This is a genomic window from Rhodanobacter geophilus, assembly GCF_040812275.1.
Taxonomy (GTDB): Bacteria; Pseudomonadota; Gammaproteobacteria; order Xanthomonadales; family Rhodanobacteraceae; genus Rhodanobacter_A; species Rhodanobacter_A geophilus.
Map to the genome: position 1 here is coordinate 88,233 of NZ_JBFOHL010000002.1, position 23,077 is coordinate 111,309.

Sequence of the window (23,077 nt, forward strand, 5' to 3'; positions counted from 1 at the left end):
CGCGCCTCGCGGCGCGCTTCGTGGTGTCGCTGCCGGGCCGGCGGCTCAGTCCTGGCGCTGCCAGGTCTGCGAGCGGCCGAGCAGGGCGAAGCCGATGTAGCCGTGCACGTCGAGCTTGCGCCCGCCGTCCTCCAGCGTGAGCTTCACCTTGTAGACCTTGCCGTTCTTGGGGTCGAGGATCTTGCCGCCGTCCCACACGTCGCCGTCCTTGCTGACGCCCCACATGATGGTCATGCCCTCGATGGGCTGGTCCTTGCGCGCACCATCGCACTTCACGCACTTCGGGTGCTCGCCGTCGCGGGCGATGTCTTCCGGGCTGCGGTTCAGCAGCTGCATCACCTTGCCCTGCAGTTCGCCGTTGCTCTCGCTGATCTGGATGATGGATTTCACCTTGCCGGTGACGTCGTCCACCTGCTTCCAGGTGCCGACTGGCGTGCCGGTGCCCGCGGCGGATACGGCGCCGGCGCCCAGCAGCAGGCCGAGGGCGAGGGCGAGATGAGCTGCTTGCTTCATGGTGATGCTCCCCGTACGAAACAGTATGGTCGGAGCCTGCCGATGCCCGGCGAGACCGTCAAGCTGCATCGCGCCATGCTGATCCACATCAGCCGGTGCCGCGGCCGCGGCTGGCATAATGCGTCGTCCCCCCTGCGATAAAGCCCGATCCGACATGACACAGGCGAACGAAGCCCTGGTGCGCCGACTGCTCGGCGAAGTTACCGACAGCCATACCGGCGCGCCGCTGGCCGAGGCCGTGCGCGCGGTCGGCGTGGATGGCGCGAAGGTGTCGGTGGACCTGCAGCTGGGTTACCCCGCCGCGGGCGCCTTTGAGGAACTGGCCGCGGAGGCGAAGCGGGCACTGGAGGCCGATCCGGCGATCGCGGCGGCCACGGTGTCCGTCACCAGCCGCATCCAGCCGCACAAGGTGCAGGGCACGCTGGCGCCGCTGCCGAACGTGAAGAACATCATCGTGGTGGCCTCGGGCAAGGGCGGCGTGGGCAAGTCCACGGTGGCGGCCAACCTTGCGCTGGCGCTGCAGGCCGAGGGCGCGAAGGTGGGCGTGCTCGACGCCGACATCTACGGCCCCAGCCAGCCGCGCATGCTGGGCATCAGCGGCAAGCCGGAATCACCCGACGGCAAGAGCATCACGCCGATGCAGGCGCACGGCCTGCAGGCGATGTCGATCGGTTTCCTCGTCGACGAGGAGACGCCGATGATCTGGCGCGGCCCGATGGTCACGCAGGCGATGATGCAACTGCTCACCGATTCGCGCTGGGAGATGCTCGATTACCTCGTCATCGACCTGCCGCCGGGCACTGGCGACATCCAGCTCACCCTGTCGCAGAAGGTGCCGGTGGCCGGCGCGGTGATCGTCACCACGCCGCAGGACATCGCCCTGCTGGACGCGCGCAAGGCGCTCAAGATGTTCGAGAAGGTGGAAGTGCCGGTGCTCGGCATCGTGGAGAACATGGCCACCCATGTCTGCTCGAACTGCGGCCACGAGGAACACATCTTCGGCGAGGGCGGCGGCGTGCGCATGGCGGAGCAATACGGCGTGGCCTACCTGGGCTCGCTGCCGCTGGACATCCGCATCCGCGAGCAGGCCGACGGCGGCACGCCCACCGTGGTGGCGATGCCGGAATCCGATCTTGCAGCGCGCTACCGCGAAATCGCCCGCAACGCCGCCGGGCGGCTGTCGCGCCAGCCGCGCAACAAGTCGCTGGGGCTGGGCAAGATCGTGGTGCAAGGCATTCCTGCCGCATGACCGCGCCATCGCGACGGCGCGTGCTGTGCCTGTGCGGCAGCCTGCGGCGGGTTTCGTCCAACCGCGCCGCGCTGCAAGCGGCGCGGCAACTGGCGCCCGCGTCGCTGGAACTGGCGATGTACGATGGTCTCGCTGCGCTGCCGCCGTTCAACCCCGACGACGAAGCCGGCCCGCTGCCCGCCCCGGTGCTGGCGCTGCGCGAAGCGGTGGGGCAGGCCGACGCGCTGCTGGCCGCCTGTCCCGAATACGCGCACGGCGTGCCCGGCGCATTCAAGAACCTGCTGGACTGGCTGGTCGGCAGCCTGGAATTCCCCGGCAAGCCGGTGCTGCTGCTGAACGCCTCGGCGCGCGGCTCGCACCACGCCCAGGAGGCGCTGGCCGAGATCCTGCGCACCATGTCGGCCGAATTGCTGAGCGCGCAACCGTTTCCGGTGGCCTTGCCGGGGGCCGGCTGCACGGCGGAGCAGATACTGGCCAGCGCGGAGCGCCGTGCCGAGTTGCGCGCGATGCTGGATTGCCTGGCGGGCGAGCTGGCCTGAGCCGCTGCGCGCCGGTCCCCGTCTCTCCAGGAGGGAGGACCGCGCAGGCTTGTTGCCACGGCTCCCGCCCCGTTGCTGGCGCGCGGCCACCCCGACCATGTATTTTTGCCGCTTTACGCCCGGTCCCGCCGGGCGCCACGCCGACCGCGGAGTGCACGTGAGCATCAAGTCCGACAAGTGGATCCGACGCATGGCCGCGAGCCACGGCATGATCGAGCCGTTCGAACCGGGCCAGATGAAGCTGCGCGAGGACGGCAGCCGCGCGGTGTCCTGGGGCACCTCCAGCTACGGCTACGACGTACGCTGCGCGCGCGAGTTCAAGGTGTTCACCAACATCAACTCCACCATCGTCGATCCGAAGGCGTTCGACCCGAACAGCTTCGTGGACGTGACGTCGGACGTGTGCATCATCCCGCCCAACTCCTTCGCGCTGGCGCGCACGGTGGAGTATTTCCGCATCCCGCGCGACGTGCTGGTGGTGTGCCTGGGCAAGAGCACCTATGCGCGCTGCGGCATCATCGTCAACGTGACGCCGCTGGAGCCGGAGTGGGAAGGCCACGTGACGCTTGAGTTCTCCAACACCACGCCGTTGCCGGCGAAGATCTACGCCAACGAGGGCGTGGCGCAGATGCTGTTCTTCGAATCCGACGAGTCGTGCGAGACCAGCTACCGGGACCGCGGCGGCAAGTACCAGGGCCAGCAGGGCGTGACCCTGCCGCGTACCTGAACAGGCGCACGACGACCGCCCACCGTGACCGCCCGGCGCAAGGCGCCGCGCTAAACTCGCCAAGCCATCACGACGCTTTTTGCAGGAGAACCCGATGATCCGTCTTTCCACCCTCTTGACCCGCGCCGCCGCCGCGCTGGTGCTCGGCAGCGCGCTTGTCCTCGCCGGTTGCCACAAGGAGAGCGTCAAGCAGCAACAGGCCACCACGGCCCAGTGGAAGGGCAAGTTCGACGCCACCGTCCAGGCCTACAAGGAAGGCCAGTTCGTGATCGACGGCGCGGTGCTGTCCGCGGTCGATGCCGGCAGCCACTTCGCCTACCTCAAGGACACCGGCAGGTTGCCCAAGACCGTGCTGCTGCTGCCCAGCGACGATTCCAAGATCCGCAAGGTGCACCTGCAGTACATGGCGCGCATGTCGCTCGACTACGGTTTCGCCGTGTATTACGACAAGGGCGGCCAGCTCACCCAGATCAACGCGATCAATACCAAGGCGCGCGCGCTCGAGGATCACCACGCGCCGGTGAAGGTCGACGACGGCCAGCAGTGCAAGACGGCCGCCGGGTGCGACTCCGTCGACCAGGCCGCACAGCAGCAACAGCACTGAGCACCAGCTCGCAGCGTATCGAACGAAGCCCGCGGAGCGATCCGCGGGCTTTTGCTTTTGCGCTCATCCCTGATCGCGGGAATCAAGCCGGCGGCCATCCTTGGCCGCACTTTTCAGTTCTTGGAGTTTTTGCCGCAAGGCATCCAGGCGCGCGGCCAGTGCGTCGGCTGCATACGGCACGGCCGCGCCGCTGCCCCATACCGGGCCGGGCCAGGCCGCGTCGTCCGCGGTGCGCGCCACCACGTGCAGGTGCAGCTGGCGCACGATGTTGCCCAGCGCACCGAGGTTGAGCTTGTCGCAGGGCGCCACGGCGCGCAGCGCGGCGGCGGCCTGGTTCGCCTCGCGCCACAGCTGCGCCTGTTCGGCCTCGGCGAGGTCGGCGATTTCCACCACGCCGGCGCGGCGCGGCACCAGGACCAGCCACGGGTAGCGCGCGTCGTCCATCAGCCGCAGCTCGCACAGCGGCAGGGTGGCGACGGGATGGGTGTCGGCCTGCAGCCGCGGATCGAGCGCGAAGCCAGCCTCGCTCATGCGCCGGCCAGTTGCCGGTCGAAGAACGCCAGCGTGCGCTGCCACGCCAGCATCGCGCTGGCGCCGTGGTAGTGCTTGTCGCCCGGCACGTCGCGATTGAACGCGTGGCCGGCGCCGGGGTAGCTGAACACCTCCATCTGCGGCAGCAACTCGCGGTGCTGCGCCACCGCCTCGGGCGGGATCGACGGGTCGTCCTCGCCGAAGTGGAACATCACCGGCGCCTTCGGTTTCTCGCCGAGGAAGGGCAGGTTGCGCGCGCCGTAGTAGCTCACCGCGGGCAGGCCCAGCCGCAGCGCCGAGAGCAGGGCCACCGTGCCGCCCCAGCAGTAGCCCACCACGCCGATCTTGCCGGACGAGGCGATCGCCTCGGCGGCGCTGGCCACGTCCTCCAGCGGGCGGTCCAGTCCCAGCTCGGACACCAGCGCCTTGCCGCGCGCCATGCCGACCTCGTCGTAATCCAGTTCCAGCCAGGATTCGAGATGGTCGAACAAGGCCGGCGCGATCGCGGTGTAGCCGGCGGCGGCGAAGCGGTCGGCCACGCTGCGGATGTGCGCGGTGACGCCGAAGATCTCCTGCACCACCACGATGCCGCCCTTCGGCTTGCCCTCGGGCTGGGCGAGGTAGCCGCCGATGCACTGGGTGCGCGAGGTGGGGATGTTGATGTGCTGGCCCATGGCGGGCGTCTCCTTGGCGAGGATGCGGGGATTCTAGCGGGCCAGGGCGCAAGGGGGCGGTGAAAGCGTATGCGGCTCCGACACTGTTGCAGAAGGGTTTCCAGTGAACCCATCTCCCTCCGGGAGGAGGGTGCGGGCGGAGCGAACGCAGTGGCATGACCGGACCCTCGCCCCAACCCCTCTCCCGACAGGAGAGGGCTTCGGCCACGTCGCACGGGCGATCCCCGTATAATTCGTTGTTTTCCCACGTCCCCACGGTTGCCGCCGCCATGTCGCAGGCCTCGCAGAAGATCGGTTTCGTCAGCCTCGGCTGCCCCAAGGCGCTGGTCGATTCCGAGCGCATCCTCACCCAGCTCAAGGTCGAGGGCTACGAGATCGTGCCCAGCTACGGCGAGGCCGATGCAGTGGTGGTGAATACCTGCGGCTTCATCGACGCCGCGGTGCAGGAGTCGCTGGACTCCATCGGCACGGCACTCAACGAGAACGGCAAGGTGATCGTCACCGGCTGCCTGGGCAAGCGCGCCGAGCTGATCCGCGAGGCCTACCCGGACGTGCTCTCGATCAGCGGCCCGCAGGACTACGCCAGCGTGATGCACGCGGTGCACGAGGCGCTGCCGCCGGTGCGCAACAGGTTCCTCGACATCGTGCCGGACACGGGGGTGAAGCTGACGCCCAAGCACTACGCCTACCTGAAGATTTCCGAAGGCTGCAACCACCGTTGCAGCTTCTGCATCATCCCCTCGATGCGCGGCGACCTCGTCTCGCGCCCGGTGGACGAGGTGCTGCTGGAGGCCGAGAAGCTGGTCAAGGGCGGCGTGAAGGAACTGCTGGTGATCTCGCAGGACACCAGCGCCTACGGCGTGGACCTCAAGTACGCCGAGCGCGAATGGCGCGGCAAGACGTACCGCACGCGCATGACCGAACTGTGCGAAGGCCTGGCCGAGCTGGGCGCGTGGACGCGCCTGCACTACGTCTACCCGTACCCGCACGTGGACGAGGTGATGCCGCTGATGGCCCAGACCCACAACGGCATGCCCAAGCTGCTGCCCTACCTCGACATCCCGTTCCAGCACGCCAGCCCGCGCATCCTCAAGCTGATGAAGCGCCCGGGCAACATCGACAAGACGCTGGAGCGCATCCGCAACTGGCGCAAGCTGGTGCCCGACCTCACCCTGCGCAGCACCTTCATCGTCGGCTTCCCCGGCGAGACCGACGCCGAGTTCGAGGAACTGCTGGACTTCCTGCGCGAAGCCGAGCTCGACCGCGTGGGCGCCTTCGCCTATTCGCCGGTGGACGGCGCCAAGGCCAACGAACTGCCCGGCGCCGTCTCCGAGGAACTGAAGGAAGACCGCCTCGAACAGTTCATGGCCGTGCAGGCGGAGATTTCCGCCGCCAGGCTGCAGCGCAAGATCGGCCGCACCATCAAGGTGCTGGTGGACGAGGCCGGCGCCGATGGCGCCGTGGCCCGCTCCGCCACCGATGCGCCGGAAATCGACGGCAGCGTGCTGATCGCCGACGGCCAATCGCTCAAGCCGGGCCAGTTCGTCGACGTGGTGGTCGAGGCGGCAAGCGAGCACGACCTGCATGCGCGCCTGGCGCATCCGACGCTCAAGGTGGTCTGAACGTTGGGCGGCTGCGGGTGATCCGCTGACGCCCAACGCTGTGCCAGTGCGCTTCGCCTCACCGTTCGCCCCCGGATCAAGTCCGGGGCAGGCTCTGGGCGTGGACCGGAAGGGGCGACGCGGAGAGTGGCCAAGGATGGCCACGCTTTGAGAAGCGAGGAAGTCGAAGGGCAGTTATCGCGAGGAAGCACACGGGGAGGGCGCATGAAGAAAACCCGCTACCTGGCACCTCCACGCGACGCGGTCGACCCGCAAGTGTTCGACCGCATGCCCCTGGCCGCCTGGCGCGAATACCTCCACCTGCTCACAAGCCCCGCCTGGCCCGGCATCGACACCCTCAACGCCGCCCGCCCACCCGGCATGCGCGAACGCTTCGCGGTCCAGACCCGCGAGCTGCTCGCCGACGGCCTGCACTACGAACAACGCATCGCCGAGCGCGGCGACATCGCCACCCGCGAAAACAACTGGCACGACCTGTTCAACGCCCTGGCCTGGCTGCGCCATCCCGCACTCAAGCGCGCGCTCAACGCACGGCAGGTGGCCGAGATCACCCACATGGGCCCGAAGCAACGCTCGCGCGCCCAATACGCGCTCACCCATTTCGACGAAGCCGGCGTCATCGTCACCCTGCGCGACTCCGCCTTGCTCGCGCTGTGGGACGTGCACGACTGGCACGGCCTGTTCTGGCGCGAACGCGAGGCATGGCTCGACGGCCGCATCCAGCTGGACGTGTTCGGCCACGCCCTGCTCGAACACGCGTTGACGCCGGGGCAGTTGCTGGTCGGCAAGGCGGTGGTATTGCTCCGCGCCGGCCGCCCGCCCGCGGGCGACGAGCCGGGGGAGAACGGCGCGCGGGCCGGCGCCGCCTGCGCCCGGGCCATCCACGCAGGCCAGTGGCTGCTCGACCCGCTGGAACTGCGCCCGCTGCCGCTCGCCGGCATCCCCGGCTGGCACCCCGGCAACGGGCGCGAGGCCTTCTTCGACGAAACCCCATGCTTCATGTCGGTGCGGCCGGGGCGCCGCTATCCCGCGCCGCTGGCCGGTGGATGAATCCCCTGCAGGACAAGGAAAAGGCGCTGCTTGCCGAGATCATCGAGCGGGTCAACGGGCTCTTCGAGGGCGGGATCAGCGAGGGCGACAAGCTCGTGTACGTCAACGGCGTGATCAAGGGCAAGCTGCTGGAAAACGAGACACTGGTGCAGCAGGCCGGCAGCAACAGCAAGGAACAGTTCGCCAACTCGCCCGACCTGGGCGAGGCCCTGCTGCACGCGATCATGGACGCGCTGGAAGTGCATTCATCCATGAGCAACCAGGCGCTGGGCTCGGAGCGCGTGCGCGATGGCATGAAGCACACCTTGCTCGGTCCGGGACAACTCTACGAACTGCTGCGCGCCAAGGCGGAGCAGCGTGGAGCCATGCGCTAGGCGACGGTTCTGGCCAAAGCAGGGCACCCAAAGCGGGGCCGGGCCCACTTGAGCCGTTTGTCAGAGGCAGCACGGACCTTTCCTTGGAGTGTGCCTGCGCCAAGCGTACGATGACTTTCTGCCGTCGCATCGCAAGCCTTTCGACATGCCACCAACCCCATCTTCCGTCTCAAGAACAAGCCGCATCCAGGGCGCCCTGCTGGGCGCTTTCATCGGCGACGCGCTGGCCCTCGGCCCGCACTGGTACTACGACCTCGATGCGCTCAAACGCGACTATGGCGACTGGGTCAGCGACTACGCGGCGCCGAAGCCGGGGCGCTATCACGGGGGATTGCCGGCCGGGGCGTCGTCGCAGGCGGGGTTCATCCTGGCGCTGACCACGCGTTCGCTGGTGGATTGCGGCGGCTACGACGAAGCGGATTTCTGTGCGCGGATGGATCGCGAGCTGTTCCCCCTGCTGGACGGCACGCCGATGGCGGGGCCGGGCGGTTACACCAGCCAGTCGATCCGCGAGGCGTGGCGCAAGCGGCGCGCCGGCCTGCCGTGGGGGCAGGTGGCGGGGCTGGCGGACAACACCGAAGCGGCGGAGCGCGTGCTGGCGATCGCGCTGCGCTACGCGGACGAGCCGGCACAGTTGGCGCGGCACGTGAGCAGCAACGTGGCGCTCACCCAGCGCGATCCCACGGTGGGCGCGATGACGCTGGCGTTTGCCGCGGTGCTGGGGCAACTGGTGAACGGGGTGGCGCTGGACGGGGATCTGTCCGGCCGCCTGATGGGCATGGTGAAGTCCGGCGAGCTGCCGTTCCACACCGTGACCAGCGGCGAACTGGACGTGCCGCAGGGCGCGGAAGCGCCCTTGCAGGCGGGGCAGTTCGCCTCGCCCGATGCCTTGCTCACGGTGTCCTCCATCGCGCGGGCCGCACACGATCCCGCTGTCGCGATCGAACCCGCGTCGAAGGTGGGCCTGGTCTACGGCCTGCCGTGCGCGGTGTACCACCAGTTTCCCGCGGCCTACTATCTTGCGGCGCGCTTCCAGGGCGACATGGAACAGGGCGTGCTGAACGCGGTGAACGCGGGCGGCCAGAACCAGGCGCGCGCCATGCTCGCCGGTGCCCTGTGCGGCGCCCTCGGCGGGTTGGAGGCGATCCCCGCGCGCTTCATCGCGGGGCTGGAGAAGGGCGAGGAATATCTGGCACTGGCGAAGGCAGTGGCGGAACGGGTCGGGTGAAGGCGGCTCACGCCTCGTAGCGCACCGCGACAATCAGGAACCTTGTGGGCCCGCCCGGCAACTCCGCCTCGAACTCGTCGTCGAGGCGCTTCTTCAGCACCGCCCGGGCCATGGGCGAGTCGATGCTGATCCAGCCCAGCCTGGCATCGGTTTCGTCGGGGCCGACGATGCGGTAGACGGCTTCCTTGCCGCTGGCGAGGTTTTCCAGCGTGATGCTGGCGCCGAAGAACACGGCTTCGCGGTCCGCGGGCAGGCCTTCGGCCACCTTGAGCGAAGGGATGCGCTTGCTCAGGTAGCGCACGCGGCGGTCGATCTCGCCGAGCTGCTTCTTGCGGTAGGTGTACTCGGCGTTTTCCGAGCGGTCGCCTTCGGCGGCCGCGGCCGCGAGTGCCTTCACCACCTCGGGGCGCAGCGTGTGCCACAGGTGGTCGAGTTCGGCCTTGAGCTTCTCGAAGCCGGCGCGGGTGATGATGGCCGTGGAGCCGGGTGCGGGTGGACGCCAGCGGCTCATGCGCTCTCCTCGTCGTGGTGGTGCAGCAGTTGCCACGCGGCGATGACCAGCCAGCCGAGCATCAGCAGGATCAGCGCCTTCTGGCCGAGGCCGCGGGGCGACGCGCGCCAGAACGCCTGCACCCACAGCAGCACGAAGCACAGCGCGGCGTACGCAAACGCGGGCCGGAACCAGCGTCGCCAGCGCGTGTCGCCGCGCAGTCGCCAGCTTTGCAGCAGCATGGCGGTGGCGGTGCACAGGAAGGCGCTTTGCGCGGCGATGCCGTGCACGTAGCCGTGCAGCGTGGGCGGGTGGTTCCAGGTGTCGGTGGTTTCGATGGCGGTGAGTGCCAGCGCTGCGCCGCCCGCGACGAACAGCAGCGCCGGTGCCGCGCTGCGTGCCGCAGGCGTCAGCGCGCGATAGGCGCCTGCGCCGAACAGCACCAGGGCCAGCGCCAGCGTGTAGTAGCCGGCGCGCACCATGCCGCCCCACGGACCGATCAGGTAGAAGCTGTTCGGCACGCGCACCCAGTCGAGCTCGGGGCGCAGGCATTGTGCGGCGATGCCGGTGGCGAGGAAGACGAGCATGCCGGCAAGCGCGAGGGCGGCGGTGGATCGGGTCGTGTTCACGCGGCCCCCGCCAATTGCCGCTGCAGGGTGGCGATGTCGCCGCGCAAGGGATGGTCGGGCCAGGCGGTGGCGAGTTTTTCCAGCAGCACGAGGGCCTCGGTGCGGCGCTCGGCCTGCGCGCCGAGCAGGCGCGCGACGAGCAGGCCGTAATGCGGCGCGTGTTCGTCGCGCGGCCAGTGCGCGAGGTAGCCGCGGCCGAGGTGGGTGGCGAGGCGCGCCATGCCCAGCCGGTCGGCGAGATCGGCCAGTTCGCCGCAAGTGCGCGGGTCGTCGGGCACGAATGCGGGATCGATGCCGCAGCATTCCTGCAGCACGCCCAGCGCGCGGCGCGCTTCGTTCTGGGCGATCAATGCGGCGATCCAGATCTGGCCGTGCACCAGCAGGTCGTCGCGCAGCCCCTGGCGGCGCAGCAGTTCGCGATAGAGCTGGTGCACCGGCGCCGGCGCGTTGTGCTGGCGCAGGCGTTCGGCGAGGCGATGCAGCGTGGCGACGGGATCGTCCGCGGCCTGCGCGCGCGCCTCCTCGACGAGGCGGCTGTCCTCGTCCTGGCCGGAGGCCCGGGCCAGCCGTGGCGCTTCGGGTACCAGGCCGAGGTGCTCGTGGCGCTGGTGGATCAGCGCTCCCATCAGGTGGAAGGCCAGCACGATCAGGTACGTGCTGGCGAAGGCGAACAGCGGCAGCGCGAGGATGCGCGGCAACAGGTGCGAGCCGAGCGAGGCCAGCACGACCAGCAGGCCGAGCAGCAGGTTGATCGCCACCGGCACCAGATAGACCGGACCGAACGTGTTGACCACGCGCACCCAGTTCAACGGGTTGAGCGCCAGCGCCAGGTTGCCGTCGAAGGCCAGCGACATGTCCACCGCCGGCAGCGCCAGCGCGGCCACCACCAGCACCGGCCACAACGCGCGCGGGAAGAACACCACCGCCAGCACGCACAGCGCCACCAGCAGCAGGTGGACCGCGGTGAGCCCCCAACCGCTGGCGCTGTTGCCCTCGCTGCCCACGTCAGGCGGGTTGGCGTAACCATGCGCGGTGTGCAGCAGGCAGTCGGCGGCATAGCGCCAGGTGGCGGCCCACACCAGCAGGCTGGCCAGCATGCCCACGGCAGGCAGCAGGCCCGCGTAGTGGGCCAGCGTGAGCGCAGTGCAGGTGGCCAGGCCGGCGCCGCGCAGCGGGTAGCCGAAGCCGGCGGCGAGGCGTTCGCCAAATGGCGTGTCGGCGGGAACCACTTCGATGCGCGGCATCAGGGACTGCTCCCGCTCGCGGCGCGTACCGGGTGGCCAAGCTTGCCGTGGAGGTCCCAGAAGATCTCCGGTTTGGCCTGCGGCTTCCCGTCATCCAGGCCGGGCTTGCCCAGCCGCGCCTTGAGCTTGTCGCCTGGCTCACCCGCGGCCATCGCCAGGCCGGCGAGATCGCCCTTGCCGTCGGCGAGCAAGCAGGGCACGCCCAACCTGGAGAAGCCCTCGGCCAGCACCATCAGCGACACCGATTTGCCGGTGCCGGTGGCGCCGGCGATCATGCCGTGGCGGTTGCCGCAGCGTGGTTCGAGCGCGACGCTGGCATGTTCGTTGCGGCCGATCAGGACGTCGGTCATGGGAGTCCCTTCGTTGCGATCAGGCCCGATTGTAGCCAGAGCGCATCGCAGTCAAGCCGGCAGGGTGCCGGTTCATTGAGTCTGCGGGTGCCGCGGGCTATGGTGTCCGTTTTTCGTCGGGTGGTTTTGCTCATGCGGCCTGTTCGTCTTGTTCGATCCTTGCGCCTGGCGCCGCTGGCGGCGGCGCTAGGCCTGCTGGCCGCTTGTGCGGGTACGGGCGGCACCAAGCCGACGGCGACGGTGGCCGCGTTGTACACCCAGCTCGACCAGGCCACCCAGGGCTACGACACCGCGTTGCAGCAGGTCCGCGCCGGCAACGGCGCCGCGGGGCAGAAGACGCTGGAGCAGGCGCTGGACACGCTGAAGAACGCCGCCGCCCGCTGCGGCGGCACCGCCGGCTGCGACCCGCAGCGCTTCCTCTCCGCCTATGACCGCATGCTGCGCCTCAAGGACGGCAGCTTCATCGGCGACGAGAGCGTGGACGAGGAGCCGCAGACCGGCATGGCGCTGGACCAGAATGGCGCCGCCGCGCTGCCGGAGGCGCAGCGCAGCGTGACCCTGCTGCACGGCCAAAAGCTGTCCGAACTGATCGCGATGAACGGCGCGGTGAAGGCCGCGCTGCAGATGTGGCTGACCCAGTGGCGGCCGAACCTGATCGACGCCTGGATCAACTACCAGTACCTGCGCCAGCAGATGTGGCCGCAGTACCAGCAGGCCGACCTGCCCGAGGCGCTGCTGTTCGGCATCATGGCCAAGGAATCCGGCGGCAAGGTGCACGCGGTGTCGCGCTCCGGCGCGGCCGGCCCGCTGCAGTTCATGTACGCCACCGGCATGCGCTTCGGCCTCACCAACTACGACGGCTTCGACCTGCGCTTCGATCCGGCCGCGTCGGCGCGCGCGAACGCCGCGTACATGAACGAGCAACTGAAGGTGTTCAACGACAACCTGGAGCTGACCCTGGCGGCCTACAACGCCGGCGAAGGACGCATGAAGCGCCTGGTGGGGCCGGACACCTCGGTGAGCTTCTACGACCCACGCATCTATGGCCAGCTTTCGCAGGAAACCCGGGACTACGTGCCCGCCGTGCTGGCGGCGGCATGGCTGTTCCTGCACCCCGACAGCTACAACCTGCGCTTCCCGAGGATCGACGGCGTATCCGGCAGCATCACGTTGAAGCGGCCGGCCTCGATCGACGAGCTTACCGTGTGCCTGGGCTCGGCGGGCGGCATGGAGGAAGGCTGGTTCCGTACCCTGCGCAACCTCAATCCGCGGCTCGACCCGCAGCAGGAACAGGCGACCGGCGCGGTGCTGCAGGTGCCGAAGCTGCTGGAGAAGTCCTACGCCGCGCGCTGCGTGGACGGCCCGTGGCCGATCCTCGCCGCCGACCTGCACAACGCGGCTGCGCCGGTGGTGGCCGCTCCGCCGCCGCCTGCGGCGCCGGCCGGGATCCGCCATTACAAGGTGCGCCACGGCGACACCCTGGTCGGCATCGTGCGCAAGCTGCGCTGCTCCAGCGTGCAGGAGGTGGCCGACATGAACCATCTGCGGCACCACCACATCGCGGTGGGGCAGGTGCTGAAGGTGCCGGAGTGCCGCTGAGCCTGCCGCATGCTTTGAAAGAACCGCGGCGTGGGCAGCACACGGATGCGCCGTACGCGGGCAAGCACCCGGGTGCTTGATCGCGGAGGCGTGTTCGGACATGTGCCGAACTCGCCGACTCGAATAACCATCAAGAGGACGGTTATTCGAGGGTAGGGGGCGTCTCAGGCGGTGGCGCCGGCGCGCATCCAGTCCTTGACCGGGTCGGCCGGGCGATGCAGGCGCTTGAGCTCCTGCAGCAGATGCAGCACCTGGCGGTGCTGTGGCAGCAGGCGATCCTGCGGAGAGTGCTTGGTCTCGTGGTAGGCCACGGCCAGCCACAGCGCGATGCCGCGCAGGGCCACCTCGGGGTTGTCCGAGCGCGCCCGCTCGTAGCCGGCGCCGGTGCCGTGGCCCCAGGGCAGGTAGCGCGCCTCGGGCGGCGTGCCGTACAGATGCGGGAATTCACTGCGCGAGGCCTGGCCGATCTCGCGCAGGGTCAGCAGGCTCAGCTGCGCACGGCTGCGCTGGGGCAGGGCGCGCACGCTGCGCTCGATCTCGCGCAACTGGCGAGCGAGCTGGTGTGCGCGGAGGAAGGCGATGGCCGGGCTGAGCAGCTGCATGGAGTCCTCGTCGGCTGGCACCGCAGATGGGCGCGGCAACGGCGGGAGGATAGTGGGCACGTGGCGCAGCAGGCGCCCAGTGCGTCACAAAATGACGTCTTGCGTCAGTTTGTGCGCACGAGGCGTCCCAGGCGCTGGCCCACCCGCACCGGCTGCTGCGGCTGCAGCGCATCCAGTTCGGCCATGCCCGCGGGCAGCAGCAGGATCACGGTGGAGCCCATGTTGAAGCGTGCCATCTCGGCGAAGCGCTGCAGCGTGATGTGCTGGCCCGCGAAGGACTTGCGGCGGATCGACGGTGCGTAGGGCGGGATCACCAGCCCGTCCCACACCGTGGCCACCGAGGACACCAGGATCGCGCCGACCATCACCACCGCGAACGGGCCGTGCTCGCCCTCGAAGTGGCAGACCAGCCGCTCGTTGCGCGCGAACAGCCGCGGGATCGCCTCCACCGCGAACGGCGCCACGCTGAAGATGCGCCCCGGCACGTGCACGGTTTCCTTCAGCGTGCCGGTCAGCGGCATGTGCACGCGATGGTAGTCGCGCGGCGACAGGTACACGGTGGCGAAGCGGCCATTGCGGTAGGGCGCGGCGGCGGCCGCGTCGCCCAGCAGTTCGGCGGCGCTGTAGTCCTGCCCCTTGGCCTGGAAGATGCGCCCGTCCACGATCGCGCCGGCCTGGCTGATGCGGCCGTCGGCGGGCGAGAGCAGGGCGGCCGGATCGGCGTCGGCCTGGCGTGCGCCGGGCTTCAGCTTGCGGGTGAAGAAGGCATTGAAGTGCTGGTAGGCCAGCGGATCGGGCTGCGCCGCCTCGGCCATGTCCACGGCGTAGTTGCGCACGATGGCGGAGATCAGCCAGTTCTTCCACGGCGCGAAGGTCCAGCGCGTGCCCCAGTAGACCAGGCGCGACAGGAAGCGGTGCGGAAGGGCGTATTGCAGGAATACTTTGAAAGTCATCCGGCCAGTATACGGGGCCGATACCTCTCATCGTGGATCCCCGCTCCCTCCGGGAGAGGGACCGGCCGGAGCGTGTCCTTGCCCATGGCCGCACCCTCACCCCAACCCCTCTCCCGAAGGGACAGGGGCTTATAATCGCCGGTCAATTTGCCGCCACCGGATTGCCGTGACCGCCGAACTCGCCACCATCATCGACTTCATCCGCTACGGCGCCAGCCGCTTCTCGGCGGCCGGGCTGACCTTCGGCCACAGCCACGACAACCCCATCGACGAGGCCACCCACCTTGTGCTGGCCAGCCTGCACCTGCCGCCGGACATCCCGCCGGCCTACGGTGCCGGCCGGCTCACGGCCGAGGAACGGGCGAACGTGCTGGCGCTGATCGAGCGTCGTGTCAACGAGCGCCTGCCGGTGGCCTACCTCGTCGGCGAAACCTGGTTCGCCGGGCTGAAGTTCAAGAGCGACCGCCGCGCCCTGGTGCCGCGCTCGCCGATCGCCGAACTGATCGAGTCGGGCTTCGCGCCGTGGCTGGACGAGCGCCACGTCGAGCGCGCGCTGGACCTGTGCACCGGCTCCGGCTGCATCGGCATCGCGATGGCCGAGTACAACCCCGACTGGCGCGTGGACATCGTCGACATCAGCGACGACGCGCTGGCGCTGGCGCGCGAGAACATCGTGTTCCAGCACGTCGAGGCGCGCGTCGAGGCGGTGAAGTCCGACCTGTTCGAGGGCGTGCGCGGGCGCACCTATGACCTGATCGTCTCCAACCCGCCCTACGTCACCGAGGACGAGTACGCCGCGCTGCCCGGCGAATACGCGCACGAGCCCAAGCTGGGCCTGACCTCGGGCGCGGACGGGCTGGACATCTGCCTGCGCATCCTCGACGAGGCGGCCGGCCTGCTGACCGACGACGGCCTGCTGATCGTCGAGGTGGGCGAGAGCGAGCACGCGCTGGCCGCGCTGCTGCCCGAAGTGCCGTTCGTGTGGATAGAGTTCAAGGTGGGCCAGATGGGCGTGTTCGCGCTGGAGCGGCGCGACCTGGTCGAGCACAAGGCGGCGATCCATGCCGCCGCGGCTGCGCGTCGCTGAACCGATGGAACTGGTGACGGCGCGCCTGCGACTGGATGCCCTGCGGGAAGGCGATGCGGAGGCGTTGTTCCGTTACCGCGCCGATCCTGATGTTTGCCGTTACCAGGGCTGGCGCCCGGCCGCATTGGCCGATGCCGAGCGTTTCATCGGCGACCAGTCGGCGATGACCGAGCCATCGCATGGCCAGTGGTTCCAGCGCGCCATCCGCGACCGCGACGATGGCGTGCTGATCGGCGACATCGGATTTTGCGTGGCCGATGCGCAAGCCGAATTCGGCATCACGCTGGCGCCCGCCGCCCAAGGCAAAGGCCTCGCCCGCGAGGCGCTGCATGCGCTGTTCGGCTGGCTGTTTGGCGAGATGGGCGTCCATCGCGTGCATGCGTCGGTCGATCCGCGCAACGCGCCCAGCATGGCCTTGCTGCAGGCGATGGGCATGCGCCAGGAGGCCCATTTCCGCGAAAGCCTGCGGTTCCATGGCGCATGGGTCGACGACGTCGTCTTCGGGCTGCTGGCGAGCGAATGGCCCGATGCCGCCGGCCGGGGCGCAGGGATTGCTGCATCGCGGTAAGCTGTGACAGTTTCCCGTGGACGTCCAAACCCCGTGTCCAGCAATTCCTTCGGCAAGCTCTTCACCGTCACCACCTTCGGCGAAAGCCACGGGCCGGCCATCGGCTGCGTGATCGACGGCTGCCCGCCCGGCCTGCCGATCAGTGTGGAGGAATTCCGCCACGACCTTGATCGCCGCGCCACCGGCAAATCGCGCCACACTTCGCAGCGGCGCGAGGCGGACGAGGTGGAGATCCTGTCCGGCGTGTACGAGGGGCGTACCACCGGCACACCGATTGCGCTCCTGATCCGCAACACCGACCAGCGCAGCAAGGACTACGGCGACATCGCCTCGACCTTCCGTCCCGGCCACGCCGACTACACCTACTGGCAGAAGTACGGCATCCGCGACCCGCGCGGCGGCGGGCGCTCCTCGGCGCGCGAGACCACCATGCGCGTGGCCGCCGCGGTGGTCGCGAAGAAATGGCTGGCCGAACGCCACGGCGTGCGCGTGCGCGGCTACCTCGCTCGGTTGGGCGACATCGTGCCGCTCGGCTTCGACTGGAGCGCGGTGGAACAGAATCCGTTCTTCTGGCCCTGCGCCGAACAGGTTCCCGCACTGGAAAAGGCCATGGACGCGCTGCGCAAGTCCGGCGACTCGGTGGGGGCGCGCGTCGGCGTGGTGGCCGAAGGCGTGCCGCCAGGCTGGGGCGAGCCGATCTACGGCAAGCTGGACGGCGACCTCGCCAGCGCGCTGATGTCGATCAACGCGGTGAAGGGCGTGGAGATCGGCGATGGTTTCGCCGCGGTTTCGCAGCATGGCAGCGAGCATCGCGACGAGATGCGTTTGGACGGCTTTACGTCCAATCATGCGGGTGGCATCCTTGGCGGCATCAGTACGGGACAGGCGGTGATTGCCTCGATCGCGCTGAAGCCCACTTCCAGCATCCTGATCCCCGGCCACAGCGTGAACCTGGCCGGCGAACCGGTGGACGTGGTCACCAAGGGCCGCCACGACCCCTGCGTCGGCATCCGTGCCACGCCCATCGCCGAGGCGATGATGGCGCTGGTGCTGATGGACCACGCGCTGCGCCACCGCGCGCAGTGCGGCGACGTGGGCGAAGTGGCACCGCGCATTCCCTGACGGAGGCGCAAGACAATGAAAACGCATTCCAGTCCGGCCGCCGGCCTGATGCCCCATTTCGGCGGGATCCTCAGCGATGCGATCGCCTACTGGGAGCGCCGGCGCATCGCCTACAACATCGCGCTGGCGGTCGTCGCCCTGGGCTGGACGGTGTCGGCATGGGCCAGGCTGCGTGACCAACTGGATGTCCAGCACCTGCTCGCGCTGTTCGTGCTCGCGGTGCTGGCGAACGTCTGCTATTGCGCGGCGTACCTGGTGGACGTGCCGATGCAACTCTCGACGTTCCGGTACGGCTGGCGTCGCCGACGCTGGCTGCTGTGGCTGGTCGGCACCCTGTTCGGCATGGCCTTGGCCTGGTTCTGGATCGCCGACGAGATCCTGCCGGCGGTTGGGCGACCATGAGCGACAGGCCGAGCGTGTGGGTGTCGCGCCCGACCTTCGACGACGTGATCGCACGGCTGGCGCCGCATTGCGAGGTGGATGTCGAGCCGGAGGAGAGGAAGTTCGCCCCGGCCGAGCTGGCCGCGAAGCTGGCTGCCTGCGATGCCGCCATCGTGGGCCTGAAGGAACACATCGGCGCGGCCGAGCTGGCCGGCGCGAAGCGCCTGCGCATCGTGGCCAACCTCGCCGTGGGCTACGACAACCTCGACCTGGCCGCGCTGAGCGCCGCCGGCATCGCCGCCAGCAACACCGCCGACGTGCTCAACGAGAGCGTGGCCGACTACGCCTGGGCGCTGCTGCTGGGCGCGGCGCGGCGGATGGGCGCCGCCGAGCGCTGGCTGCGCGCGGGGCAGTGGCACGCCACCGAGTTCAAGGGCTGGCTGGGCACGGACGTGCGCGGCCGTACGCTGGGCATCCTGGGCATGGGGCGGATCGGCCAGGCCATCGCGCGGCGCGCGCAGGGCTTCGGCATGCCGGTGCTCTACCACAACCGCACGCGCCTGCCCGAGGCCACCGAGCGCGAATGCCGCGCGCGCCACGTGGACAAGGACACCCTGCTGCGCGAGTCGGACTGCCTCGTGCTGGTGCTGCCGCTGACGCCGGAAACCCGCCACGCGATCGGCGCCGCCGAGCTGGCGCGGATGAAGCCGTCCGCGGTGCTGGTGAACGTGGCGCGCGGCGGCATCGTGGACGACGCGGCGCTGGCCGCCGCGCTGCGCGAAGGCCGGCTCGCCGCGGCCGGGCTGGACGTGTTCGAGGGCGAGCCGAAGGTGCATCCCGAGCTGCTCACGCTCGACAACGTGCTGCTCAGCCCGCATATCGCCAGCGCCACGACCGATACCCGCCGTGCGATGACCGCCGTGGCGGTGGACAATGTGCTGGCGTTCTTCGGCCACGGCCCGCATGCGGGGCATCCGCCGAATCTTTTGAATCCCGAGGCGCTGGCCGCGGCCGGCGTGGCTCTCCCGCCACACCACCACTTTCCAACCCACCAAGAACCCACCCGATGAGCAAGAAGAGCAGTTACAAGGTTGCGATGGTCGGAGCCACCGGCGCCGTGGGCGAGACCCTGCTCGCCATCCTCGCCGAGCGCAATTTCCCGGTCAGCGAGCTGGTGCCGCTGGCCAGCGAGCGTTCCGCCGGCAGCCAGATTTCGTTCGCTGGCAAACAGGTCACGGTGAAGAACCTTGACGACTACGACTTCGCCGGCGTGGACATTGCCTTCTTCTCGGCCGGCGGCCCGGTCAGCAAGGTGCACGCGCCGCGCGCGGCGGCGGCCGGCGCGGTGGTGATCGACAACACCTCCGAGTTCCGCTACCAGGACGACATCCCGCTGGTGGTGAGCGAGGTGAACCCGCACGCGATCGCCCAGTACACCACCCGCGGCATCATCGCCAACCCGAACTGCTCGACCATGGGCATGCTGGTGGCGCTGGCGCCGATCCACCGCGAGGTGGGCATCGAACGCATCAACGTTGCCACCTACCAGTCGGTTTCCGGCGCAGGCCGCTCGGGCATGGAGGAGCTGGGCAAGCAGACCGCGGCCCTGCTCAATTTCCAGGACGTGGAAGCGAAGAAGTTTCCCAAGCAGATCGCGTTCAACGTGATTCCGCACATCGACGACTTCCAGCCCAACGGCTACACCAAGGAAGAGATGAAGATGGTCTGGGAGACGCGCAAGATCCTGGAGGACGAGTCCATCGCCGTGAACCCCACCGCGGTGCGCGTGCCGGTGTTCTACGGGCATTCCGAGGCGGTGCACATCGAGACCCGCGACAAGATCACCGCCGAGCAGGCGCGTGCGCTGCTGGAGCAGGCCGAGGGCGTGCTGGTGATGGACGAGCGCAAGGCCGGCGGCTACCCCACCCCGGTGGGCGACGTGGCCGGCAAGGACCCGGTGTTCGTGGGCCGCATCCGCGAGGACATCTCGCACGAGCACGGCCTGGACCTGTGGATCGTCTCCGACAACATCCGCAAGGGCGCGGCGCTGAACGCGGTGCAGATCGCCGAGCTGCTGATCGAGGACTACCTGTGAGGCGGCGCCTGCACTGGCTGGCGCTGGCCGGGGTGCTGGCTGCCGCGCCGCCGTGGGCGCACGCCCAGCAGTCCGCCGACGCCCGAACCTCCAAGGCCGTGCGCAAGGATGCGGACACGGTCGCCCGGCAACGCGCCGAGGTGCAGCGTCTGCAGCACGACGTGGCAGCACAGGAGTCCGGCAGCCACGCGGCGGCGCAGCGGCTCCGGCAGCAGGATGCGGAAATCGCCGAACTGCAGCGACAGTTGCAGGCGGCGCAGCAGGGTGGCGCTGCGGCCGACAAGGGGCATTGAGCCGTTCCCGGGTTCTGGAATGCGCAGCAGCAATGCGTCGCAAGTCTTCGATCCGGCTATTGTTGATCCGTCCGCATCTAACTAAAGTGGCGCCTCGGCCGGGCGAAGCGCCGCCATCGTGGCGGCCTCACCAGAGGCCACGGCCTGTTCGGGGGAACGCGTGATGAATCGTTCGTTGAAACTGCCACTGCTGGTGGCGTTGGCCCTTGGCAGCGGCCACGCGCTGGCACTGGACCTGGGCCAGATCCGGGTCAAGTCGGCGCTGGGCCAGCCCTTGCTGGCGGAGATCCCGGTGCAGCAGGCCACGCCGGCCGAACTGCAGCAGCTCAGCGTGCAGCTGGCCTCGGGCGATGAATTCGCCCGCGCCGGAGTCGCTGGCGGGCGCCCCTCGGTTCCCTTGCATTTCGACGTGGTCGATGGCGGCAACGGCCACAAGCTCATCCGCATCACCAGCGAAGCGGCGGTCAACGACCCGTTCCTCGACCTGCTGATCGAGATCCACGGTGGCAGCGGCAAGAGCGTGCGCGAGTACACCATCCTGCTCGACCCGCCCGGCAGCGGTCCGGCGCCCACGTCCGTGGCGTCTCACCCGGCCGCGGCCGCGCGCGCGGCGAAGCCGGCTGCCGCCGCATCCGCGCCGCGCCAGGCCGCCGCCCATGCGGGCGCGGCGCACGCCGCCGTGGCGGAGCAGGTGGCCAACGGCCGCTTCGGGCCGGTCGAGCGCGGCCAGACCCTGTCCGCGGTGGCCCACCAGACGGCACCGGCCGGCGTCGACCTCAACCAGATGCTGCTGGCGCTCAAGCAGGCCAATCCCGACGCGTTCTACCGCGACAACATCAATGCGCTGAAGGCTGGCGCGGTGCTGCGCATCCCCAGCAAGGACGAGGCCGCGGCGGTTGCCGTGGCCGCTGCTGCGGCGGAAGTGCGCCGCCAGAACGGCGACTGGCGCAGCGGCACGGTGAGCAGCTCGCCGGTGACCGTGGCCGATGCCGGCACGCGCGCCGGTACCTCCAGTTCGCCCACGGCGGCTGCGAGCAAGGGCGATCACCTTGCCCTGGTGCCGGCAAAGCAGGGCGGCAAGGCCGCCACGGCGGCGGGCGGGTCGGCGCAGGGGAACGCGTTGCGCCAGGATCTGCTGCGCAGCCAGGAAACCCTCGCCAGCCTGCAGCAGCAGGGCGCGGACCTGAAGTCGCGGCTGAAAGAGCTCAGCGACATCAACAGCAAGAACGAACGCCTGCTGGCACTGAAGGACAACGAGATCGCCGAGCTGCAGCAGAAGCTGGCCGCGGCGCGCAAGGCCGCCGGCCAGCCGGCCGAGCCTGTGCATGCGGCAACGGCTGCTGCCGCCACGACGGCCGCTGCGGCCGGCGCGAACGCGGCGAAGCCGACGGGTCAGGCCGCCGGCACGGCTCCGGCGCCGGCGGCGACTGCGGGCAACGAGACGGCCGCCAAGCCGGAAACGGGCCCGGCCAGTGCCGCGACGGCACCCGCGGCAAGCAAGCCGGCGCCGGCCGCTGCGCCGGTGAAGACCGCGCCGGTCAAGCCGACGGCGATCAGGCCGGCCGCGGCCAGCGAGGAGCCCTGGTATACCCAGCTCTGGGCACAGGCGCTCGGCGCCCTCGTCATCGTGCTGCTGTTGCTGGGGGCGCTGCTTGGCCGCCGCCGCAAGGCGAAGCCTGCGGCCCAGGCGCCGAAGACGGCGCCATCGCTGGCCGATCGCTTCGGCGACGCCGCGCCGGCCGACGGTGCCGACGATGTCGACCAGAACCTGCTGCTCGACCAGCTGGCCGAGCATCCCGACGACATCGGCCTGCACCTGGAGCTGGTCAGCCTGTACTACGGTCGCCGCGACGTCGAGCATTTCGAGGCCGCCGCCGAGGCCATGCACGCCCACGTCAGCGACCCGCAGCAGGAAGAGTGGCAGGAAGTGCTGCACATGGGCGAAGACCTGGTGCCCGGCCATCCGCTGTTTGCCGGTCACGGTGGCATGCCGGCGGACGAGCTCGAGGCGCGCCACGGCTTCGACATCGACCAGTACGCCGCCGAACCCGCCGCGGCGCCGGCGCCGGCACCGGCCGGCCCGCCACCGCTGCCCGCGCATCCGGTGAAGGTGAGCGAGTACAACTTCAACTTCGATCTGACGCCGTCACACGAATCGGCGGCGCCGAAGCATGCCGACGACGTCGAGCCGGCCACGGCGCATCATGATGCGGAACATCACGCCGCAGACGACGACGCAACGGTGCTGCGTGGGGCGGCGTCGAGCTGGCAGTTCGATGAGTCGGAAGTGCAGATCCAGCCGGCCGGGCACGACATCGAGCCGCGCGATTTCAGCGACGACCCGGTGGACACCAAGCTCGACCTCGCCCGCGCCTACCTCGACATGGGCGATCCCGACGGCGCCCGCGCCATGCTGGAGGAAGTGCTGCACGAGGGCAGCCAGATGCAGCGCGACGTGGCCAGGCGCATGCTTGACGATCTGCACTGAGCATTCCACGCATCTGGACCCCGAACGGGCCGGCCACGCCGGCCCGTTTGATTTTCGCGATCCGG

The 23,077-nt window shown here is 69.5% G+C and carries 25 protein-coding genes and 1 pseudogene; 17 read left to right on the forward strand and 9 right to left on the reverse strand.

What is annotated here, in order from left to right:
• Window positions 1-45: 45 nt before the first annotated feature.
• The gene (locus ABQJ56_RS02480) at window positions 46-513 is read right to left on the reverse strand and encodes a DUF2147 domain-containing protein (RefSeq protein ID WP_367843413.1); all 468 of its coding nucleotides are present in this window, start codon (window positions 511-513) and stop codon (window positions 46-48) included.
• A gap of 154 nt (window positions 514-667) precedes the next feature.
• Between ABQJ56_RS02480 and apbC the strand changes: the two genes are divergently transcribed.
• From apbC to ABQJ56_RS02500, 4 genes are all read left to right on the forward strand, one after another.
• Entirely contained in the window at window positions 668-1,762 is a 1,095-nt protein-coding gene (apbC, locus tag ABQJ56_RS02485) for an iron-sulfur cluster carrier protein ApbC (RefSeq protein WP_367843414.1), read from the forward strand.
• Window positions 1,759-2,301 (forward strand): NADPH-dependent FMN reductase, encoded by a 543-nt coding sequence (locus ABQJ56_RS02490; RefSeq protein ID WP_367843415.1) that lies wholly within the window; start codon window positions 1,759-1,761, stop codon window positions 2,299-2,301. Before apbC ends, ABQJ56_RS02490 begins: the two co-directional genes overlap by 4 nt.
• Before the next feature lie 157 nt (window positions 2,302-2,458).
• Window positions 2,459-3,028: a dCTP deaminase gene (gene dcd / locus ABQJ56_RS02495; RefSeq protein WP_367843416.1), complete on the forward strand. Its 570-nt coding sequence runs from the start codon at window positions 2,459-2,461 to the stop codon at window positions 3,026-3,028.
• Between the two features lie 94 nt (window positions 3,029-3,122).
• Window positions 3,123-3,632: a hypothetical protein gene (locus ABQJ56_RS02500; protein ID WP_367843417.1), complete on the forward strand. Its 510-nt coding sequence runs from the start codon at window positions 3,123-3,125 to the stop codon at window positions 3,630-3,632.
• Between the two features lie 63 nt (window positions 3,633-3,695).
• Here ABQJ56_RS02500 and ABQJ56_RS02505 read toward each other — a convergent pair whose 3' ends face one another.
• Together ABQJ56_RS02505 and ABQJ56_RS02510 are read right to left on the reverse strand one after the other, a co-directional pair.
• Window positions 3,696-4,163 (reverse strand): HIT domain-containing protein, encoded by a 468-nt coding sequence (locus tag ABQJ56_RS02505; RefSeq protein ID WP_367843418.1) that lies wholly within the window; start codon window positions 4,161-4,163, stop codon window positions 3,696-3,698.
• Window positions 4,160-4,837, reverse strand: coding sequence for a dienelactone hydrolase family protein (locus ABQJ56_RS02510; protein WP_367843419.1), 678 nt, complete (start codon window positions 4,835-4,837; stop codon window positions 4,160-4,162). Before ABQJ56_RS02510 ends, ABQJ56_RS02505 begins: the two co-directional genes overlap by 4 nt.
• A 269-nt stretch (window positions 4,838-5,106) precedes the next feature.
• On the opposite strand from ABQJ56_RS02510, the gene rimO reads away from it, so the two are divergent.
• The 4 genes from rimO (at window position 5,107) to ABQJ56_RS02530 (ending at window position 9,111) form a co-directional block, all read left to right on the forward strand.
• Window positions 5,107-6,459 carry a 30S ribosomal protein S12 methylthiotransferase RimO gene (rimO, locus tag ABQJ56_RS02515; protein ID WP_367843420.1) on the forward strand — a complete coding sequence of 451 codons (1,353 nt, stop codon included), beginning with the start codon at window positions 5,107-5,109 and terminating at the stop codon, window positions 6,457-6,459.
• 204 nt (window positions 6,460-6,663) lie between these two features.
• Window positions 6,664-7,509, forward strand: coding sequence for a DUF3025 domain-containing protein (locus ABQJ56_RS02520; RefSeq protein ID WP_367843421.1), 846 nt, complete (start codon window positions 6,664-6,666; stop codon window positions 7,507-7,509).
• Complete coding sequence (locus ABQJ56_RS02525) at window positions 7,506-7,883, forward strand: hypothetical protein (protein ID WP_367843422.1); 378 nt, start codon at window positions 7,506-7,508, stop codon at window positions 7,881-7,883. The genes ABQJ56_RS02520 and ABQJ56_RS02525 overlap by 4 nt, the downstream gene beginning before the upstream one ends.
• Window positions 7,884-8,028: 145 nt before the next feature.
• A complete protein-coding gene (locus ABQJ56_RS02530; protein WP_367843423.1) occupies window positions 8,029-9,111 on the forward strand; it encodes an ADP-ribosylglycohydrolase family protein in 1,083 nt (360 codons plus the stop codon).
• A 7-nt stretch (window positions 9,112-9,118) separates the two neighbouring features.
• Here the strand turns inward: ABQJ56_RS02530 and greB are convergent, their stop codons facing one another.
• The 4 genes and pseudogenes from greB to ABQJ56_RS02550 form a co-directional block, all read right to left on the reverse strand.
• Window positions 9,119-9,622, reverse strand: coding sequence for a transcription elongation factor GreB (greB, locus tag ABQJ56_RS02535; protein WP_367843424.1), 504 nt, complete (start codon window positions 9,620-9,622; stop codon window positions 9,119-9,121).
• Window positions 9,619-10,230 (reverse strand): DUF998 domain-containing protein, encoded by a 612-nt coding sequence (locus tag ABQJ56_RS02540; protein ID WP_367843425.1) that lies wholly within the window; start codon window positions 10,228-10,230, stop codon window positions 9,619-9,621. Before ABQJ56_RS02540 ends, greB begins: the two co-directional genes overlap by 4 nt.
• Window positions 10,227-11,474, reverse strand: coding sequence for a hypothetical protein (locus ABQJ56_RS02545; RefSeq protein ID WP_367843426.1), 1,248 nt, complete (start codon window positions 11,472-11,474; stop codon window positions 10,227-10,229). Before ABQJ56_RS02545 ends, ABQJ56_RS02540 begins: the two co-directional genes overlap by 4 nt.
• A gap of 20 nt (window positions 11,475-11,494) precedes the next feature.
• A pseudogene (locus tag ABQJ56_RS02550) lies at window positions 11,495-11,824 on the reverse strand (helicase HerA-like domain-containing protein); the annotation flags it as partial.
• A gap of 132 nt (window positions 11,825-11,956) precedes the next feature.
• On the opposite strand from ABQJ56_RS02550, the gene ABQJ56_RS02555 reads away from it, so the two are divergent.
• On the forward strand, window positions 11,957-13,423 hold the full coding sequence (locus ABQJ56_RS02555; RefSeq protein ID WP_367843427.1) for a transglycosylase SLT domain-containing protein: 1,467 nt from the start codon (window positions 11,957-11,959) through the stop codon (window positions 13,421-13,423).
• Window positions 13,424-13,587: 164 nt separating this feature from the next.
• Here the strand turns inward: ABQJ56_RS02555 and ABQJ56_RS02560 are convergent, their stop codons facing one another.
• Together ABQJ56_RS02560 and asd are read right to left on the reverse strand one after the other, a co-directional pair.
• Complete coding sequence (locus ABQJ56_RS02560) at window positions 13,588-14,025, reverse strand: hypothetical protein (protein WP_367843428.1); 438 nt, start codon at window positions 14,023-14,025, stop codon at window positions 13,588-13,590.
• 104 nt (window positions 14,026-14,129) lie between these two features.
• Complete coding sequence (asd, locus tag ABQJ56_RS02565) at window positions 14,130-14,978, reverse strand: archaetidylserine decarboxylase (protein ID WP_367843429.1); 849 nt, start codon at window positions 14,976-14,978, stop codon at window positions 14,130-14,132.
• A gap of 166 nt (window positions 14,979-15,144) precedes the next feature.
• Between asd and prmB the strand changes: the two genes are divergently transcribed.
• From prmB to ABQJ56_RS02605, 8 genes are all read left to right on the forward strand, one after another.
• Entirely contained in the window at window positions 15,145-16,065 is a 921-nt protein-coding gene (prmB, locus tag ABQJ56_RS02570) for a 50S ribosomal protein L3 N(5)-glutamine methyltransferase (protein WP_367843430.1), read from the forward strand.
• Complete coding sequence (locus tag ABQJ56_RS02575) at window positions 16,040-16,633, forward strand: GNAT family N-acetyltransferase (RefSeq protein WP_367843431.1); 594 nt, start codon at window positions 16,040-16,042, stop codon at window positions 16,631-16,633. The genes prmB and ABQJ56_RS02575 overlap by 26 nt, the downstream gene beginning before the upstream one ends.
• Window positions 16,634-16,666: 33 nt before the next feature.
• A complete protein-coding gene (gene aroC / locus ABQJ56_RS02580) occupies window positions 16,667-17,755 on the forward strand; it encodes a chorismate synthase (protein ID WP_367843432.1) in 1,089 nt (362 codons plus the stop codon).
• Window positions 17,756-17,770: 15 nt separating this feature from the next.
• Window positions 17,771-18,157 carry a hypothetical protein gene (locus ABQJ56_RS02585; RefSeq protein ID WP_367843433.1) on the forward strand — a complete coding sequence of 129 codons (387 nt, stop codon included), beginning with the start codon at window positions 17,771-17,773 and terminating at the stop codon, window positions 18,155-18,157.
• Window positions 18,154-19,206 carry a 2-hydroxyacid dehydrogenase gene (locus ABQJ56_RS02590; RefSeq protein ID WP_367843434.1) on the forward strand — a complete coding sequence of 351 codons (1,053 nt, stop codon included), beginning with the start codon at window positions 18,154-18,156 and terminating at the stop codon, window positions 19,204-19,206. Before ABQJ56_RS02585 ends, ABQJ56_RS02590 begins: the two co-directional genes overlap by 4 nt.
• Window positions 19,203-20,231: an aspartate-semialdehyde dehydrogenase gene (locus tag ABQJ56_RS02595; protein ID WP_367843435.1), complete on the forward strand. Its 1,029-nt coding sequence runs from the start codon at window positions 19,203-19,205 to the stop codon at window positions 20,229-20,231. The genes ABQJ56_RS02590 and ABQJ56_RS02595 overlap by 4 nt, the downstream gene beginning before the upstream one ends.
• Window positions 20,228-20,524: a hypothetical protein gene (locus tag ABQJ56_RS02600; protein ID WP_367843436.1), complete on the forward strand. Its 297-nt coding sequence runs from the start codon at window positions 20,228-20,230 to the stop codon at window positions 20,522-20,524. Before ABQJ56_RS02595 ends, ABQJ56_RS02600 begins: the two co-directional genes overlap by 4 nt.
• Window positions 20,525-20,687: 163 nt before the next feature.
• On the forward strand, window positions 20,688-23,012 hold the full coding sequence (locus ABQJ56_RS02605) for a motility hub landmark protein FimV (RefSeq protein WP_367843437.1): 2,325 nt from the start codon (window positions 20,688-20,690) through the stop codon (window positions 23,010-23,012).
• Window positions 23,013-23,077 lie beyond the last annotated feature (65 nt).